Origin of the sequence: Jonesia denitrificans DSM 20603 (genome assembly GCF_000024065.1) — a bacterium.
In the GTDB taxonomy this organism is placed as follows: domain Bacteria; phylum Actinomycetota; class Actinomycetes; order Actinomycetales; family Cellulomonadaceae; genus Jonesia; species Jonesia denitrificans.
In genome coordinates, this window is record NC_013174.1 from 1,874,600 (window position 1) to 1,892,622 (window position 18,023).

The 18,023-nt window shown below is 59.6% G+C and carries 14 protein-coding genes; 8 read left to right on the forward strand and 6 right to left on the reverse strand.

Going from position 1 to position 18,023, the window contains the following annotated elements; all coding sequences use genetic code 11:
- Nucleotides 1-21: 21 nt before the first annotated feature.
- Genes JDEN_RS08720 through glgB form a run of 3 tightly spaced genes read left to right on the forward strand, consistent with a single transcriptional unit; the run spans nt 22 to nt 6,146 of the window.
- Nucleotides 22-2,139 carry an alpha-1,4-glucan--maltose-1-phosphate maltosyltransferase gene (locus JDEN_RS08720; RefSeq protein ID WP_015772001.1) on the forward strand — a complete coding sequence of 706 codons (2,118 nt, stop codon included), beginning with the start codon at nt 22-24 and terminating at the stop codon, nt 2,137-2,139.
- Nucleotides 2,136-3,893: a maltose alpha-D-glucosyltransferase gene (gene treS / locus JDEN_RS08725; protein ID WP_015772002.1), complete on the forward strand. Its 1,758-nt coding sequence runs from the start codon at nt 2,136-2,138 to the stop codon at nt 3,891-3,893. The genes JDEN_RS08720 and treS overlap by 4 nt, the downstream gene beginning before the upstream one ends.
- Before the next feature lie 27 nt (nt 3,894-3,920).
- A complete protein-coding gene (gene glgB / locus JDEN_RS08730; protein WP_015772003.1) occupies nt 3,921-6,146 on the forward strand; it encodes a 1,4-alpha-glucan branching protein GlgB in 2,226 nt (741 codons plus the stop codon).
- An 83-nt stretch (nt 6,147-6,229) separates the two neighbouring features.
- On the opposite strand, the gene JDEN_RS08735 is transcribed toward glgB, so the two are convergent.
- The 3 genes from JDEN_RS08735 to JDEN_RS08745 form a co-directional block, all read right to left on the reverse strand.
- Complete coding sequence (locus JDEN_RS08735) at nt 6,230-7,171, reverse strand: tetratricopeptide repeat protein (RefSeq protein WP_015772004.1); 942 nt, start codon at nt 7,169-7,171, stop codon at nt 6,230-6,232.
- Between the two features lie 61 nt (nt 7,172-7,232).
- The gene (locus JDEN_RS08740) at nt 7,233-8,240 is read right to left on the reverse strand and encodes a hypothetical protein (protein ID WP_041287886.1); all 1,008 of its coding nucleotides are present in this window, start codon (nt 8,238-8,240) and stop codon (nt 7,233-7,235) included.
- Nucleotides 8,241-8,253: 13 nt separating this feature from the next.
- Nucleotides 8,254-9,972 (reverse strand): hypothetical protein, encoded by a 1,719-nt coding sequence (locus tag JDEN_RS08745; RefSeq protein WP_015772005.1) that lies wholly within the window; start codon nt 9,970-9,972, stop codon nt 8,254-8,256.
- Nucleotides 9,973-10,305: 333 nt separating this feature from the next.
- On the opposite strand from JDEN_RS08745, the gene JDEN_RS08750 reads away from it, so the two are divergent.
- Both JDEN_RS08750 and JDEN_RS08755 read left to right on the forward strand, forming a co-directional pair.
- Nucleotides 10,306-12,777 (forward strand): hypothetical protein, encoded by a 2,472-nt coding sequence (locus tag JDEN_RS08750; protein WP_143713284.1) that lies wholly within the window; start codon nt 10,306-10,308, stop codon nt 12,775-12,777.
- Complete coding sequence (locus JDEN_RS08755) at nt 12,774-13,202, forward strand: hypothetical protein (protein ID WP_015772007.1); 429 nt, start codon at nt 12,774-12,776, stop codon at nt 13,200-13,202. The genes JDEN_RS08750 and JDEN_RS08755 overlap by 4 nt, the downstream gene beginning before the upstream one ends.
- Here JDEN_RS08755 and JDEN_RS08760 read toward each other — a convergent pair.
- Together JDEN_RS08760 and JDEN_RS13460 are read right to left on the reverse strand one after the other, a co-directional pair.
- The gene (locus JDEN_RS08760; RefSeq protein WP_015772008.1) at nt 13,199-13,984 is read right to left on the reverse strand and encodes an alpha/beta fold hydrolase; all 786 of its coding nucleotides are present in this window, start codon (nt 13,982-13,984) and stop codon (nt 13,199-13,201) included. The two genes, JDEN_RS08755 and JDEN_RS08760, sit on opposite strands and share 4 nt — an antisense overlap.
- Nucleotides 13,985-14,011: 27 nt before the next feature.
- Nucleotides 14,012-14,302, reverse strand: coding sequence for a hypothetical protein (locus tag JDEN_RS13460; RefSeq protein WP_015772009.1), 291 nt, complete (start codon nt 14,300-14,302; stop codon nt 14,012-14,014).
- A 109-nt stretch (nt 14,303-14,411) separates the two neighbouring features.
- On the opposite strand from JDEN_RS13460, the gene JDEN_RS08765 reads away from it, so the two are divergent.
- From JDEN_RS08765 to map, 3 genes are all read left to right on the forward strand, one after another.
- On the forward strand, nt 14,412-15,389 hold the full coding sequence (locus JDEN_RS08765) for an FKBP-type peptidyl-prolyl cis-trans isomerase (RefSeq protein WP_015772010.1): 978 nt from the start codon (nt 14,412-14,414) through the stop codon (nt 15,387-15,389).
- Nucleotides 15,390-15,473: 84 nt separating this feature from the next.
- Entirely contained in the window at nt 15,474-15,983 is a 510-nt protein-coding gene (locus JDEN_RS08770) for a phosphoribosyltransferase (RefSeq protein WP_015772011.1), read from the forward strand.
- A gap of 31 nt (nt 15,984-16,014) precedes the next feature.
- Entirely contained in the window at nt 16,015-16,806 is a 792-nt protein-coding gene (gene map, locus JDEN_RS08775; protein ID WP_015772012.1) for a type I methionyl aminopeptidase, read from the forward strand.
- Between the two features lie 432 nt (nt 16,807-17,238).
- Here the strand turns inward: map and JDEN_RS08780 are convergent, their stop codons facing one another.
- Nucleotides 17,239-17,928, reverse strand: a complete 690-nt coding sequence (locus JDEN_RS08780; protein WP_015772014.1) for a VIT1/CCC1 transporter family protein — start codon at nt 17,926-17,928, stop codon at nt 17,239-17,241.
- Nucleotides 17,929-18,023: the final 95 nt, after the last annotated feature.

Genomic DNA, 18,023 nt, shown 5'->3' on the forward strand with positions numbered 1-18,023 from the left:
CTGGCGACCTTTTGATCACGGATGGGGAACACCTGCCCAACCACTGCGAAAAGTCAGCCTGTTTCGGCTAGCGTTAATCCTGTGACTCCACAACGCCGACGTGCAGCAACAGTGACGAGCTCCCCAACCGCCCAGCCCGCCGCGGGCATCGGCAGGATACCAATCCTCGATGTCTGCCCGACCGTGTCACATGGCCGCTGGGCGGCAAAAGCCGTTGTCGGCGAAATGGTCCCCATCGAGGCAACAGTGTTCCGAGAAGGTCACGACGCAGTGGGGGCAACAGCAGTGTTGTTGTCTCCCCGCGGGAAACGCCACACAGCCCGCATGGTCGATATCGCACCAGGACTTGACCGCTTCCAGGGTTTCCTCGCCCCCACCGAACCCGGACGGTGGAAAATCAAAGTCGAAGCATGGTCAGACCCCTATGGCACCTGGGAACACGACGCCGGCGTCAAAATCGCTGCCGGAATCGACGCGGAACTCATGTGCGCAGAAGGTGTCCTGTTATTCCAACGCGCAGCACGTCAACGCGGCATCACACCCGAAGACAAAGCTGCGTTGCGCTCCATTGTCGCGGCCCTTCGCGACACAACATTGTCACCACAAACCCGCTTTGAGGCAGCAACTGCCCCACAGATCACCGCGATCATGCGGTACCGGTCACCTCTTCGCGACCTTGTCACATCGTCACAGACATACCCGTTGACTGTGCACCGGCCCCAAGCATTGTTTAACTCCTGGTACGAGTTCTTCCCCCGCTCAGAAGGCGCATACCGCACCGACGACGGAACATGGGTTTCTGGCACACTACAGACCGCGAGCGAACGCCTTGGCGCCATCGCCGACATGGGTTTCGACACGATCTACCTCACCCCGATCCACCCGATCGGCACAACAAACCGTAAAGGGCCCAACAACACACTGCACGCAGGCCCGAACGACCCGGGTTCCCCCTACGGAATTGGGTCACCCGAAGGCGGTCACGACGCCATCCACCCTGACTTGGGCACATTCGACGACTTTGACGACTTTGTCGAGCGCGCTCGGTCCCACAACCTCGAGGTCGCCCTCGACATTGCCCTGCAATGCTCCCCGGACCACCCCTGGGTCAAAGAACACCCCAACTGGTTCACCACACGAGCTGACGGAAGCATCGCCTACGCCGAAAACCCGCCAAAAAAATACCAAGATATCTACCCCCTGAACTTTGACAACGACCCAGAGGGGATCTACCAAGAGATCAACCGCATCATCCGGTTGTGGATCTCCCATGGCGTCACCGCATTCCGTGTGGACAACCCTCACACAAAACCGTTGAACTTCTGGGAGCGGCTCCTGGCAGACATTGCCGCAGACCACCCCGATGTGCTCTTCCTGTCTGAAGCATTCACCAAACCCGCGATGATGCGCACCCTCGCGACCATCGGGTTCCACCAGTCGTACACCTACTTCACCTGGCGCAACACCAAACAAGAACTAGAAAGCTACCTCAAAGAAGTGTCCGGCCCAATCGGCTCAACCATGCGCCCCTCCTTCTGGCCCACCACACACGACATCCTGCCGCCCTACCTCCAACACGGCGGAATCCCAGCCTTCGCCATCCGCGCGATCATTGCAGCGACCGCATCACCACTGTGGGGGATCTACTCCGGATACGAACTCGCCGAACGCACACCACGTCCGGGAGCAGAAGAACTCATCGACAACGAAAAATACCAGTACACCCAACGCAACTGGTCACGGACCAGCGAGATCGGTATTGCACCCCTGATCACCACGCTCAACACGATCCGACGCACACACCCAGCACTTCAACAACTCCGTAATCTCACCGTCCACCACACCAGTGATGACAACATTCTTGCCTTTTCTTCTCACCTCCCGGCAGCTTTCGCCGACGGGGAAGATAACACCATCATCACCGTCGTCAACCTTGATCCACACAACACCAGAGAAGGAACCGTGTGGCTCGACCTCGAAGCCTTAGGGCTATCCAACGACATCGCGGACATAGGAACCCCTGTGTTTCGTGCACATGACCTGTTGAGCGGACAACACTTTGACTGGGGGCGTCAAGCGTTTGTCCGACTCAACCCCATTGCCAACTGCGCACACATCATCCACGTGAGGCCACTGTGACCCAATCACATTCTGACTTCCTCAAGCCAGCGACCGTTGGAGGGACCAGCCCCTACCTCCACTCAGCCAGCCAATTTCCCGGCGTTGCCGGAGAAACCTCCGGGCTGTCCAACGACCCGCACTGGTACAAAACAGCTGTCTTCTACGAAGTCATCGTTCGGGCATTTTCCGACACCACCCAATCAGGAGTCGGTGACTTACGCGGACTCATTGCCCGCCTCGACTACCTTCAATGGTTAGGCGTGGACTGTCTATGGCTTCCCCCGTTCTACCCATCCCCCCTCAAAGACGGCGGATACGATGTTGCCGACTACACCTCCATTGCCCCTCAACTGGGAACCATGGAGGACTTTCAAGAACTGATGACCGAGGCACACCGACGCGGTATCCGCATCATCATCGACCTCGTCATGAACCACACCTCAGATCAACACCCCTGGTTCCAGTCCTCCCGAAACGACCCAGAAGGACCCTACGGCGACTTCTACGTCTGGAGTGATGACAACACCCGCTACGCCGACGCCCGCATCATCTTCACAGACACCGAAACGTCCAACTGGACCTTCGACCCCGTACGCCGCCAGTACTACTGGCACCGGTTCTTCCACCACCAACCCGACCTCAACTTTGACAACCCCGACGTGCGTGACGCCATGATCGATGTGGCACGATTCTGGTGCTCCCAAGGAGTCGATGGCTTCCGGCTCGACGCAGTGCCCTACCTCTTCGAAGCAGAAGGAACGAACTGCGAAAACCTTCCCGAAACGCACGCGTTCCTGCGCGACCTGCGCCGAATGCTCGACACCGAGTTCCCCGGTCGGATCATGCTCGCGGAAGCCAACCAATGGCCAGAAGACGTCATCCACTACTACGGCACCGACGAAGAACCCGAATGCCACATGTGCTTCCACTTCCCCGTCATGCCGCGCATCTACTACGCAATCAAAGACGGTCGAGCACAACAAATCATTGACATCCTCAATGACACCCCTGCGCTCAGTGCAGGACAACAATGGGGTACCTTTCTACGAAACCACGACGAACTCACCCTCGAAATGGTCTCCACCGAAGAACGTGCCTCCATGTACCGGTGGTTCGCACCAGATCCACGGATGCGCGCCAACGTCGGAATCAGACGGCGCCTCGCCCCCCTGTTAGATAACAACCGCAAAGAAATCGAACTGGCCAACGCCCTCCTCCTATCCCTGCCAGGAAGCCCCTGCCTGTACTACGGCGACGAAATCGGCATGGGGGACAACATTTGGCTCGACGACCGCGACTCTGTGCGCACACCCATGCAATGGACTCCCGACCGTAACGCTGGATTCTCCTACGCAGACCCCGGCAAACTCTACCTTCCCGTTGTCCAATCACTGGTCTACAACTACCGTTCCGTCAACGTTGAAGCACAAGTAGAACAACCCTCATCTCTGCTCCACTGGACCCGCGGTATGCTCGCCGTGCGTAAACGCCACCCCGCATTTGGAGCCGGCGGATACGCATCCCTGAACTGCGACGACGAATCACTCTTTGCCTACCTCCGATACACCGACGACGAAAGCATTACGTGCATCGTCAACTTCGCTGCCACTGCGCGGTCCGGGAAAGTCCACATCCCCGGCAAAGCGGGTTACACAGCAGTCGATGTGTTTGGCGGGTCACCCATCGGCACCGTCGACGACAACGACAACCTTCCCGTCATGCTCGGCTCGCGCGAGTTCTACTGGCTCGCACTGATCCCGGCAAGCGACTAGGCACACATCGGAGCATAAGGACACAACATGGCGCTAACCCAGAACACCCCACCTGCACCGTTACCCATCAGCAGTGAACTACTCACCGCAATCGCACACGGCACCCACCACGACCCACACACAGTACTTGGCCCCCATGTCCACCCCCCGCTCAAAGCGACTGGACCCCAATGGGCGACCGTTCGTGTCTCCCGCCCCCTGGCAACCAGCGTCAGCCTCATCACCGCGACCGACCGTCACACCATGACCCACGAACACGAAGGGGTGTGGGTCGCCGTCATCCCCGCGCCAGGTGGCAACGCCCCCGAATACCAGGTTGACACCACCTGGGGTGACACCACGCACACCAGCGACGATGGATACCGGTTCCTACCCACCATCAGCGAATTTGACCTCCACCTCATTGGCGAAGGTCGACACGAGCAGTTGTGGACCGCACTCGGCGCGAACCAACGCAACTACCCCACATCGTTTGGCACCACCACCGGAACAGCCATGGCGGTGTGGGCTCCCACCGCCCGCGCCGTGCGTGTTATTGGTGACTTCAACGGGTGGGACGGGCGCGCCCACGCGATGCGCAGCCTCGGCTCCTCCGGAATCTGGGAACTCTACCTCCCCGGTGTCGGCCCCGGTGCGCCCTACAAGTTCGAGATTTACACTGCGGATGGGCAATGGCTCCGCAAAGCTGACCCCCTGGCCCGCGCCACAGAAGTTCCCCCAGCCACAGCAAGTATCGTCGCTGACGACACCTACACCTGGGGTGACAACACCTGGATGACACGCCGCGCCACCCGCGATCCCCACGACCAACCCATGTCGATCTACGAGGTGCACCTGGGTTCATGGCGACAAGGACTCAACTACCGCGACGCCGCACACCAACTCACCGAATACATCAGCGACATGGGGTTCACCCACGTCGAGTTCCTCCCACTAGCCGAACACCCCTTCGGTGGTTCATGGGGCTACCAAGTCACCTCTTACTACGCACCCACCTCCCGGTTTGGGAACCCAGCCGACTTCAAATACCTCGTCGACACCCTTCACCAAGCAGGAATCGGCGTCATCCTTGACTGGGTGCCCGCCCACTTCCCCAAAGACGAATGGGCACTTGGCCGATTCGATGGCACCTGTTTGTACGAACACCCAGACCCCCACCAAGGTGAACACCCTGACTGGGGAACCTACATTTTCAACTACGGTCGCAACGAAGTGCGCAACTTCCTCGTTGCCAACGCAACCTACTGGCTGGAAGAGTTCCACATTGATGCTCTCCGCGTCGACGCGGTCGCCTCCATGCTCTATCTCGACTACTCACGCGTTGACGGCCAATGGACCCCCAACCGTCACGGAGGACGCGAAAACCTCGACGCAATTGCTTTCCTGCAAGAAGCCAACGCCACCGCTTACCGGCGAAACCCTGGCACCATGATGATCGCCGAAGAATCGACGGCATTCCCCCAAGTCACCGCCCCCACCCACGTTGGTGGACTCGGCTTCGGGTTCAAATGGAACATGGGCTGGATGAACGACACCCTGCGCTATCTCCACGAAGAACCCGTGAACCGGCGGTGGCACCATGGAATGCTCACCCACACTATTTCCTACGCGTTCTCCGAACAGTTCCTCCTCCCCTTGTCCCACGACGAAGTCGTCCACGGAAAAGGGTCACTCTTCACAAAAATGCCTGGCGACGACTGGCAACGGTTCGCCAGCGTCCGCTCACTGTTCGCCTGGCAATGGGCGTACCCCGGCAAACAACTCCTCTTCATGGGCAACGAGTTCGCCCAGCGTGGCGAATGGCGTGAAGGCGGGTCCCTGGAATGGGGATCACTCAATGACCCGGCCCACGCACGTGTCCGCGGGCTGGTGCGCGACCTCAATACCCTCTACCAGAGGCACCGCGCACTGTGGGACAACGATCACTCCCCCGAAGGATTCCGGTGGCTCGAATATCGCGACTCCGACCACAACACGGTGAGTTTCACCCGCACCTCCCACAACGGTGACCAGGTCGTCGTCATCGCGAACTTCGCGGGAGTCCCCCATGAAAACTACCGGGTCCCCCTCCCCCACGGCGGCACCTGGCGTGAAGAACTCAACACTGACTCCAGCGTGTACGGCGGGTCCGGGGTGAGTAACACATCGCCTATAGCAGCAGACAACACCCCTTGGGGGGATGGTGCATCCCACTCAGCAGTGATTCGCGTCCCACCATTAGGCGTCCTCTACCTCGTCCCAGAGTCGCACTAACACAGGTGCCACAGCAGTGGGGGGCATCCACGCCACGTGGATGCCCCCCACTGCTGTGTGCCAGTCACACAGCGATGATGAGGTTAGAACAACGCGGAAGCAAGCCGCCGCCTCGCAGGAGCAACACGAAGATCATCTGCTCCCAAAATCTCAAAGTAGTCAACAACCCGGACCCGCACACGCTCGCGGTCCTCAGCAGTTAACGAGGGGATCAACGAGATCAGCCGATCCAACGCGTCCTCAACTTTGCCGCCAATCATGTCAACATCAGCAACAGCTAACTGCGCATCGACATCGTCGGGTGCATTCGCAGCATGAGACCGAACTTCCCCAAGATCAACAGATGCGGTGCGCTGGAGAAGAGAGACTTGCGCCAACCCGGCCGCGGCCATCGTGTCCTTGGGGTCCTGCTTCAACGCCTTCGTGTACGCAGCAATCGCCGTGTCAAAATCGTTGCGCTCAATGGCATCAAACGCCTCTTGATGCAAGGGAGGAAGCGGCTCGGGTTCTGCCTGTGCATCGTGAGCTGGTTCCTGCCCGGTATCCCCCTGAGGTTCAATGACACCGGTGACACCGTTCGCTGCAGCTGCCTGCAAAAACTGGTCCAGAACAGAAGCGATTGTTTGGGCGTCTTGCACACCGGCGAACAACGGAACTGGCTGACCACCAATCAAACCCACAACTGCTGGCACATCCTGCACTTGGAACGCTGCAGCGATCCTCGGCCAAGCCTGAACATCCACACGCCCCAGGAGCAACCTGCCCTGTGCACTCTCAACAACGTTGCCCAGAGTGTCCGCCATGGTGACGCACCCTTGGTCATCGTTGACCCACAAGTAAATGAGAACAGGGACTTCAGTGGACCGTTGGACCACTGCTGAAAATGATTCCTCAGTTAAGTCAACAACATAGCCACCCGCGGCAGGGGCGGGGCGGTCAGCAGGAACTTTCTGATTCGCTGCCTGCAATGCGGAAAGGTCAACCGCACCGCGAACGTGGATATCTGGGTGAGCAGATTCAGTCATTGCGTCTTTCCTTTGTTGTCGCACAGTGTGGCCGTCGTGGGCTTTCACTGACATGGGCCACTTAGTCGGGAATTGATGCGCCTGTGGTCTTCAAGAGCCTGCCAAGCACATACGGTTGCGTTGTTTGTTCTTTGGCAGGAACGTACACACCAATGATCGCAGTTCGTTTCACTGTCAGCGCGTTCTTCACTTTTGCATCCTTTTTCAGGAACGCTTTCTCAATGGCGGACGGGGTGACTAAGGCTCCTGACTCACCTTTGAGAGTTCCAGCCAGTTCAATGGACGTGACAATCACCGCGCCGCCGTCGATTGTGCGCAGTGCATGCCACTCATCGGAGGGTTTGATGCTCTCTTTATACTCACCCTCGACCTGTTTTGCCGCGTCCTTCATATATTTGCGGAGGTCGGAGATTTCCTTCACAAATGTATCGTTCTCAATATTGAACGTGTCTTTTGCGTCTCCCGAGGGTTTTTTGAGCAATGACACGTACTGGTTGATCGCGTCAGTTGGGGCGAGCTGGAGTGTCTCATCAAGCTCGGAAAGTTCTTGTGTCCCCACTCCTGATGCAGGGAACGTCGGCACGGTAATCCCGGGGAACAGGGGGAACCAACCCCACAGTTCATAGTTGTCTTGCGCAGATTCTTGTGTGTACACCACGAACCGTTCTGCTTCAAGGTTTTGCGGGCGTTCTGAAACCGCAAAGATTGTTCGTGGCCACCCTTGGCTGTTTGTCATGAAGACCGACTGCATGGTTGCGGGAAGTTCTGACAGTGAATCGTCACTCTTTTGCGCTGTGGCGATGCGGTACTCGGCTTGCCGGATTTTCAATGCCGGCCCAGTGACCCGTTGCTCCAATGCCTCAGTGTCTTTTTCCGCGTCTGCAGCGCCGAGCGCTTCACCCACGACTTGGGTGACCTCAGCCATCTGGACGTCAGTGAGGGCAGGGGTTTCTGCTTCAACGAGTTCTTGGTCAACATCGAGCGCTGGTACATCCGGGGTGCACCCGGCAATGAGCGTGCCCGCGAGGATGCAGGTGAGGATTGTGGTGAAGCGTTGGGAGTTTCTCAACGTGGCTCACTCCTTAGGACGTGCCAGAGTCGTTGTCACGGGCTTGTTGTGCGGCGGCGTCACGGTATGACTGGTAGAGCGCGCGTCGCGTTCCCGGGCGTGGTGCCGGTTGTGCGGCTTGGTTGTCTGTGGGTGGGGTGGCAGCGGTGTGCTGCTTTGCCGAACCAGCGGAGGTTCCCGTGCGTTGTTCGGGGGCAGAGTTGTGGGGGCGAGGGCCCCCGCTGCGGGGACCGGGGGTGTAGGCAGGCTCACCAGTGCCACGCGAAGGGATGCTCCCTTGTTGGCGTTGGTGCCGGGCGAGGGCTTCGTCGACGACGTGGGCGTCGTCGTCGGTGTGTGAGTATTGGCCGGGACGCATCCGGGTGTCTGGTGTAGGGGTCGCTTCGGAGGAGAGCCCCCAGGCGGCACGCCAGTTCGAGGCGCTGGTTTGGGTTTCTCGTGGCAACCACGGTTCACCTTGGTGGTGGGATGGTTGGCCTGGTGCAGACACGGTTGGGATTCCCGAGGTGTTGGGACGCCGTTGCCGGTCGGTCAGTTCCCGGAGTTCTCTTCGGGTGAAGCCAATGGCTTGCAACGTCCCGGTATCGAGCATGGAGGCAGCCTCGGGGGTGAGCCCGTAGGGCAACCCGGTGCGTGATCCTTCACGGGGGTTCTCACTGGCAGCTGAGTGTGCGGAGCGTGCCGATGCGGGGGTGGCGTGTGGTGGTGCACCGATAGTGGGCATCGACCCGGTGCGTGCGGTGATTCCCGCAGCCGTGCGGGCAGCGGGGGCGCCACCTTCAACTGTGGGGTTGTGATGGGCACCGGAGCCAGCGGGTTGGAAGCCTGTGCTCTTTCCTGTTGGTGCACCGTGGGTGTCGCGTTGTGGTTGATTTCCGGTCGTGGTCGCATCCCATGGCATTGCTGCTTGGGTGGGTGTGGAACTCGATGGAGCAGGTGCACCGGTTGCGGCTGCATCCCATGGTGCAGCAGTCGATGCGCTACTTGGTGCATTGGGGGCGGATTTCTTCGTGCGGCGCGTCGCCTTTTTCTTGCTCAGGCGGGACAGCTTGGATGGGGTTGCACCAGCAGACTGGACTGAGGCTGCCGAGTGTGCTGAGTGTGCACTACGAGAACGTGTGGGAGCAACAGCGGTGGGCGATGCTGGTCGGCGGGCAGTCATCACTAACACAATGACTCCGGCGAGCATAATGATCGCGCCCACAATGATGCCTGGCATCATCAGGGGCGTAGGAACCTCGCGCTCCCAGGTGAGGTTGACCGCTGGCGCCCCGTCTGGGTTGGTGCTTCCAGCAATAATGACGATGGGGTCGGCGACGGAGGTGAGTTCCACCTGGATTGAGCCGGTCCCGGTCACTGCTTCGAACCACATATCGGAAGATTCCAACGCTGGGCCTGCGGGTTGCTCTTCACCGTCAGCGACCTCAGCGTCTTCGTTGTTCGCTGGTTCCTCGGCTTCGGCGTCAGCGTCTGCGTTTTCGCCGTTCTCGGTGTTTGCGGGACTGACAACGCGTGACCCAAGAGATTCCCAGGTGTCCACTCCGGTAATTTCTAGGTAAGGCTCGTTGGCCAGCCATCCTTGTGCGTCGTACACGCGGGCAACCGCGAGGGAGACATCGGTGTCGGCGCTGCTTCGCGCTTCAACGGTGACGGTGTCACTAATTTGCCCGAGCACCCCCGGTGCAGTCATGACATAACGCCCCTCACTCGAGGCGGGCACACCAAGGGTCACGATTGACTCTGGCCTCCAGATGGTGCCTGATGCGACACCAAGTCCGGCGACCACACAACCGAGAACTATGAGCACTACGGGTAACAGCTTCTTGCGCAATTGACCATGCCCCTTCAAGACGACTGACCCAGCCTACCCGGCTCGCTTCAGATATCCTCTACCCAACCACGACCTGCACATCCTTGCCCACACCTCTTCACGAGTATTCGCTTGACGCGGAAATCCGGCCTACAGTTGTGTGTTGGGTCACGTTTCGGTGGGTGTAGCGCGTCACTGAGCAGGATTCCATGCCCCCTCCTTACTAGAATAGGGGAAGCAGTCCCCCTGACACCCATGAGCCTGGAGGCCACAGTGGCTGAAGACATCCCCTCGTTCCCCCTTGCGATGCGCGGATACGACCGCCAAAAAGTTGACGGCCACATCGCATCTTTGGAACGACAACTTGCCCAAGCTCGTGAACACACTGGTCAGGTGGAGTCTCAAACGCAAAGCCTGGCCGCGGAAAACTCCGCCCTCCAGGAACAGTTGAGCCAGTTACGCAAACAGCTCGATGAGATGGAACGCCCGTCATACTCGGGACTCGGTTCGCGCATTGAACAGTTGATGCGCACCGCTGAGGAACAATCCAGTGACATTCTCAGCCAGGCTGAGAAGCACGCCCATGACGTCACCACACAAGCCGAAGCAGCTGCGACCCAAATGCGTAGTCGCGCGGAAACAGAAGCTGTTGAACTCCTCACAGCCGCCCGCCGTGACGCCGAAGAAGCCCGCAGATCCGCCACTCAAGCAGCAGAATCTGCTGTCACATCGGCGCAACGACGCGCCGAGGAACTCGTGGGATCAGCGGAACGCGAAGCGGCACGTATTTCCACTGCTATCGCCACTGAAGAAACTGATCGCCGTACCAGTTTGGAACGTGAACTAGGGGCGTTGCGCGCTACAACGCAACGCGAGATCACCGAGTTCCGAGTGCGAAGCGAGCAAGAAATCGAAGAGATGCGTTCGCGCGCCATTGAAGAAACCACAGCACTGCGCGAAGAAACTGAGATTTACGTCACGAACCTTCGGTCAACCGCTGAGGCAGAAACGACTGAGCTACGACACCGCACCGACGCTGAGACCGCACAACTGCGGTCCAACACTGAGCAATACGTCGCCGAACTACGCTCCACCACAGAACGTGAAACCACCGAGCTACGGCAAAACGCCGAAAACGACGTCGCCCAGATGCGCGCCGCAATGCAACGCGAAGTTGACGAACGCCGCGCCGAACTCGACCGCGAACTTGGGGAACTCAAACAAGCAACCGAAGCTGAGATCGCCCAATTCCGCCAAACCCAAGAACAAGAAATCACCCGCCAACGCGGCATCCTCGAACAAGAACTCAACGAACACCACGTTCGCACGACACGCGAAGCAAACGAAGCCCTCGAACAAGCACATCGAGAAGCAGCTCACCTGCGCGAAACCGCGCAACGCGAAGTGACCGAACTACGAGAAGCCGCCGAACGCGACACCAACGAACTGCGCGACGCAACCCAACGCGAACTCGCGGAACTGCGCGAACACACCCGCCTCACCGTCGAACGTGAACTCGCAGACGCCAGACGCACGGCACAAGACATGCTCAACAACGCACGCACCGAGTCAACTGCCATGCTCGATGACGCCCGCAAACAACTAGCACAAGCCGATCTCGATATTGCGCAACGGCATGAGGAAGCACAATTGGCTGACTCACAACTCCACGCACGCACCAAAGCAGAAACTGACCGGCTCATCGCTGAAGCGGAACAACACGCTGCTGAAGCTGAACGTCGTGCCGCAGAAGCACTTGCCACATTTGAAAGTATTCGCGCGGACTCCGACACCTACGCCAAAGACACCACGGACCAGGCTCGTAGCAGCGCCGAAAACATTGTTGCCGATGCACGCGACCAAGCTGACGACATCATCTTGCAAGCAAAGATGACCGCCGAACGCACCACAGCTGCAGCGCGCCGACAAGTTGAGGACCTCAGCCGGCAAAAAGAATCCATCGCGACCTACCTTGACGAACTACGTTCCATCCTGGCCGCTGAAGCAGTCCCCTCCCAGGCAACGCTCGAAAAAGTTGCTGTCGTGGAAGAAAACTTCCAAGCAGCGGAAGAACAACGCACCGCAGAACTCACCGCTGACCTCAACACCCTGGGCGACCACGAAGACCTCGACAACATTGACGAGGTCGCCGCACTCGACGGTGATGACACTGTTGTCGCCAGTGACGTCACAGCGGACAGTGTGGACGGCACCGAACCGTCCGCACCATCACCCGCGGAACTGGCAGAACCGAGCAACGCCGAGGTGACCAGTTCACCTGCGTCCGTGGACGAATTTGTCCCCGGCCCAGACAACCGTGACGACACCCCCAGCACCACTACTGACGATGCGCCCCCAGCGATCGACAACGAAACCGCTGACGCCCACAGTCAGGAGGACACTGCCGAGGCCGCAGCGCCGGTCGCTGCCACACCCGACGAAGCCACCAGCGCATCGCCAATCGAACCACCACCGACCAACCCTGAACTCGACGCCCAAGAAGAAGCCGAAGACGCTGCCCTCGCCGACGACATCCTCGACGAAGAAGAAGACACCGGCCCCAGCTCACCCGGCTACCAAACCCCCGCACAAGCAGCACGCAAAGCAGCGTCCGGGCGACCCAAACCACTCTCCGCGAACACCGGGCAAATCCCCCTGCCCGGAACCACACCACACCCACCCAAAGCCACCGCACCCCAACCGAAGAAGAACAGGGGCAAAGCATGAATAACGCCAACTGGCGTGACACAAAAACTGCGAACGCCCTTCACCTTGAAGCCGAACTCCAACGACGGCGAGAACGAGAAACTGAGCAAGCACGCACACTCATTGCTGGTTTCCTCACCCAAGTCAAGGAACACGGCCCTGCACCCGTGCCCCTCAAAGCACGGTCCTACAACGGGTCTACCACCTACCGCACGCCACACGTGGGCTGGTACCTGAAAAACAACCACTCAGTTGCCCTCGACACCGACGGACAGTTTTACGTACTCAGCGTGCAAGGATCCCTCCTTGCACGCTTCAGCGGTGTCACAGTCGAACCCAGCGACCCGCCACTGGTGTTGGGGTTAGGCGGCCGCGACGGCGAATCACTTGACCTCAGCGAGGCGCTCGACCGTGTCCTTGCCAACGACGTCACACAACACAACTAAAGGCCCACTAAAAAACGAGTGACCTCACGAGCAACCGCACCAGGCTGCTCCACCGCAGTCATGTGCCCAGCAGCAGGAATCTCCACAAACCGCGCATTGGGCAACGCCTGCGCGAGCGCACGCATCACCTGGTCATCAGACTGCGCATCGTGCTCTCCACGCAGCACCAACGCTGGACGATCCCAACCACGCACCACATCAAACGAATCATCCCGGGACGCCATAGCGCGTTGAGACCACGCCACCCCCGCCGGGTCTTGCTCACTGATCCACTGCGCGAGCAACGCTACCTCCCGGTCCCGGTCAGCACGCAACGGCTGCGCCACCGTGGCAGCTGCCATCCCCAGCACAGCGGACACCGACGCTTCGCGCTCCACCTGGTCAGCAACCTCGAGGCGCTTCGCCGCCGCCGCCGGGGTGTCCGCCTCCGCTTTGGTGTCAAGAAACACCACCCCAGCAAGACGGTCACCAGCACGCCGCAACAACTCCATCGTGACGTAGCCCCCCATCGACAAACCGGCCACAACAACGCGGCCAGGCAGCGCATCGATCAGCGGAACAATCAACTGGGCAGACGACGCCAACGACGGCGGCTGCGGTAACACCCCACGTGAGTGACCCAAACCTGGCAAATCAACAGCCATCACCCCCCACTGCTGAGGCAAGTGCGGAACAACTGCGTCCCACATCCGTGAATCCACCGGAAAACCGTGCAACAACACAAGCGTGCCAGCAGTACCTGACCGGTACGTGTGCGTCACCAACGCCTCGTTCGCCATCATGCTCACAACCTTTCACTCACGGGTTCACTACTCCGCAATGGACCAACAGTGCGTGTGCCAATGTCGGCGAGCATCCAACGCAGCTTGCTCACCAAAAATTGACTCATTCGCCCACGCCACCACATGCGCCGTCCACGGCGCAACCCGATGATGGCACCCCGGGCAGACATACTCCTTCTCGTTGCCCCGCACCGGCTGCACCGTCCACTCCTCACCGTGACGCGTCACCTGACGGCGCCCACCCGTCGCCCGCTGCATCTCAAGAGGACGATGCGCGGCAGAGTACGGGCGTTTCGAGGAACGGCGAGACGAAGGCATACCTCTATTGTGCCGCGCCCAGCCACCCAGAGCGAACGACCCAGCGAACACTCAGAAACCACCGTTACAGTGAAGCAACAGCACAACCCCAACCGTGAAGGACACACACGTGAAGATCCGCCCATTGCGTTCACTGGCGGCTGCCGCGCTAGTCACAACGCTCGCTCTGACCGGCTGCTCCTCGGACGACAGCGCAGACGACGCCCCCAGCGCCACCGAAACCCAAACGGACGGGGCAACTGACACCACCTCCGACGCTGACAAAGCGACACTCGAAAAGGTCAGTGTCACCACATCGGATGACGCCAAACCAGAAGTCACCTTTGACGGCCCCCTGACATTTGAAGGAAACGCCGCCTACACGGCGGAACAGGGTGACGGCGGAGAACTTGCTGAAGGTAACCTCGTTGCGGTGAACATGTCTGTGTACTCCGGTGAGGACGCATCCGCAACAAACTCCACCTACGACAATGACGCCCTCACCCACTTGCTTCTTGACCCCACCCAAATCCCCGCGTCGTTCGTGGCTGCGATGACAGAAGCAGGTGTTGGCGGTACTGTCCTGCTCGGACAGCCGGGAGTCGAAGCCACTGAAGAAGGCGGCACCACACAGCCCGCCTACGTGTACGTCGTCGAAATTGAACAAAGCGTCCCCACCTCAGCACAGGGTGAAGACGTCGCCCAAGACGACGACTCACTACCACAAGTCACCCTTGACGACACCGGAAAGCCTTCCGTAGAAATCCCCGACGGTTACAAGGGCACCGACGAACTCCAGGTCATCACCTTGAAGAAGGGTGACGGACCTGAAGTTGGTGAGATGGACTTCGTATGGTCGCAATATTCCGGGTGGCAGCTTGACGGCACCCAATTCGATTCGTCCTGGGAACGCGGAAAGCCCATGGGCTTCCAACTGATGCAGGTCATCCAAGGGTGGTCTGAAGGATTGGCCGGGGTTCCCATTGGTTCCCAAGTTATGCTCATTGTCCCAGGTGACATGGGTTACGGTGAAGGAGAAGGAACCAGCGACTCTGGTCAACCGTTGGGTGACCTCATCTTTGTTGTCGATGTCCTCGGTGTGAACTAACCCCACCACAATTCAGCAGTGTGATGTGTAGCGGCAGGGCGCAGATTGGCGCCCTGCCGCTTACTCACCCCTTAGGGTAGGAACATGGCAGAGATCGTCACAGAACACGGCATCCGCGAAGTCCTTGATTGGGACGAGTTTGGGATCGCCACGCGGCAACTTGCACAACAGGTTGTGGACTCCGGTTTTACTCCCGATGTGGTGGTTGCGATCGCCCGTGGAGGTCTGGTTCCCGGTGGTGCCATGGCTTACGCGCTGGGCACGAAGGGCGTGGGCACCATGAACGTGGAGTTTTACACCGACATTGGTCAAACGCTCACCGACCCGCGTCTGCTGCCTCCGTTGATGGACACTCAAGAACTCGCGGACCAAAAAGTTCTTGTCGTGGACGATGTCGCCGACTCGGGGCGCACCCTTGCTCTGGTCATGGACATGCTCGCGAAACAAGGGTCCGAAGCCCGGTCAGCGGTGTTGTACACAAAACCACGCTCGCTGATCACCCCGGACTACTCCTGGAAGGTGACCGACGAGTGGATTACCTTTCCGTGGTCGGCGCTGCCTCCCATTGGGCAAGACCACTCAATCGACGCGTAACACCTGGTGTGCTGACAAGGGAAGCGACACGATGATCGAAATTTTGAGTCCAGCGGAAATTGACCGTGCCCGTGTCACCGGTGGGCTTGTCGGCGATATTCTCGCCAGCATCAAAGAGCGCTGCCAGGTGGGCACGAACCTTTTAGAAATTGATCAGTGGGCAAAGGACATGATCCTTGGCGCGGGTGCCACCTCATGCTATGTCGATTACGCGCCGTCCTTTGGCAGTGGCCCTTTTGGTCACTACATTTGCACGGGAGTCAATGACGCTGTCCTCCACGGAATGCCGCGGGACACTGTCCTTGTTGACGGTGACCTGCTCACCCTTGATCTGGCTATTGTCCACAAGGGTGTCGCAGCCGATGCAGCAATCAGTTTCATCGTCGGGCAGCGCCGTAACCCTGAGGATCTGCGCATGATTGAGACCACGGAGCGGGCATTGGCGGCGGCAATTGCGGTTGCCGCACCGGGGGCCCGCATCGGTGATTTGTCTGCCGCGATTGGTGATGTTCTGTCCGAAGCGGGTTACCTGATCAACACCGAATTTGGTGGGCATGGGATTGGTAGCACCATGCACCAGGACCCACACGTGGCTAATGATGGGCAGCGCGGGCGTGGCTACCAGTTGCGTCCAGGGCTCATGCTTGCCATAGAACCCTGGGTGATGGCTGACACCAACGAACTGGTCACTGACCCCGTTGATGGGTGGACACTGCGCAGCGCCACCGGTTGCCGAACCGCCCACACAGAACACACCATCGCTATCACAGAGACCGGCGCTGAGATCCTCACCCTGCCCACCACAACGGTGCAGTCCCTCTAAAAACGGCTTCAGACCAGGACACTGCACGTGGCGGCTCCTGGTCTTGGGTGTCCCCGGCACCATCACACAGCGTGCACGTCACAAGGCCCGCACCCGCAACAACACGCGGGTGCGGGCCTTTTATCAACCGTTTTCAGGGGCGAGCTAGATCAAGGCGATCAGAAGTCCCAGTCCTCGTCGCGGGCCGCGTGATTCTGCGGATCTTCGGGGGTTGCAGGGGTACCGTGCCCTCTGCGTGCCACTTTGAGTTTTCTGAGGTCTTTCCCGCGTGTGGCACGTTTCTAGGGTAGCCATCCACGGCGAGAGCGGCAACGGTGGCGCCCTCACTGCCCATCATCGCCCTCCATTCCCATCGTGAAGGCAACCTCTGCGCTTCCCGGTGCGCCCGCTAGTGGGCCCCGTCGATGCGGAGCACACGGCGTTCGCAACTCGCTACAGGACAGTGGCACCAAAGAGAGAGCCAACCAAGAAGGTCGCGCCGAGCGCCAAAGCGCCACCGATCACCGTGCGAAGTACCGCACGCCACCGTCGTGCGCCGCCGATCCATGCCGCAACATAGCCGGTGATCGCCAACGCGAAAATTGTCGCGGCAAACGTCCAGATGATCCGTTCCGGGTGCGGCAAGAAGAGGATCGTAGCCATTGGCAGTAACGCACCGAGAATGAAGGCGACCGCCGACGCAAGCGCCGCATGCCACGGGCTGACGACGTCGTCCTGATCGATATTCAGCTCGACGGCCAGGTGTGCCGCTGGTGCATCCTTTTCGGTCAGCTCGGATGCCGCGAGCGTCGCCGTCTCCCGACTCAACCCTCGGGCTTCGAACAGACCGACAAGTTCGATGAACTCAGCGTCTGGATCTGTGGCTAACTCTCCGCGTTCCTTCTCGATCAACGCATGCTCAGTATCGCGCTGGCTTGACACAGAGACGTACTCGCCAAGCGCCATCGAGATCGCACCACCCACCAAGGCTGCCGATCCAGCCAGCAGGACCGGGAGTGCTCCCGCCGTCGAAACGATACCGTCGTTTGCCCCAAGGACACCTGCGCGAAGCCAGTTCAGGCGCTGCGCCAGGCCCGCACGGTGCGGCTCATCCAAATGTTGTGACGAATCGTCGACGGTCATACGGCTACGGTATACGGTGCCTTGAGTCACCTACACCGCGCATCGCGTCGCATGGACGGGGTCCGCCAAGGCGCTCTTGCCGACGCGCTGTCGGT

Excerpts from the sequence above, each read along its gene's own strand:
- JDEN_RS08720 (WP_015772001.1), top strand. The coding sequence starts at position 22 with ATGGGGAACACCTGCCCAACCACTGCGAAAAGTCAGCCTGTTTCGGCT.
- glgB (WP_015772003.1), top strand. The coding sequence starts at position 3,921 with ATGGCGCTAACCCAGAACACCCCACCTGCACCGTTACCCATCAGCAGT.
- JDEN_RS08735 (WP_015772004.1), bottom strand. The coding sequence starts at position 7,171 with ATGACTGAATCTGCTCACCCAGATATCCACGTTCGCGGTGCGGTTGAC.
- JDEN_RS08750 (WP_143713284.1), top strand. The coding sequence starts at position 10,306 with ATGAGCCTGGAGGCCACAGTGGCTGAAGACATCCCCTCGTTCCCCCTT.
- JDEN_RS08755 (WP_015772007.1), top strand. The coding sequence starts at position 12,774 with ATGAATAACGCCAACTGGCGTGACACAAAAACTGCGAACGCCCTTCAC.
- JDEN_RS08760 (WP_015772008.1), bottom strand. The coding sequence starts at position 13,984 with ATGATGGCGAACGAGGCGTTGGTGACGCACACGTACCGGTCAGGTACT.
- JDEN_RS13460 (WP_015772009.1), bottom strand. The coding sequence starts at position 14,302 with ATGCCTTCGTCTCGCCGTTCCTCGAAACGCCCGTACTCTGCCGCGCAT.
- JDEN_RS08770 (WP_015772011.1), top strand. The coding sequence starts at position 15,474 with ATGGCAGAGATCGTCACAGAACACGGCATCCGCGAAGTCCTTGATTGG.
- map (WP_015772012.1), top strand. The coding sequence starts at position 16,015 with ATGATCGAAATTTTGAGTCCAGCGGAAATTGACCGTGCCCGTGTCACC.
- JDEN_RS08780 (WP_015772014.1), bottom strand. The coding sequence starts at position 17,928 with ATGACCGTCGACGATTCGTCACAACATTTGGATGAGCCGCACCGTGCG.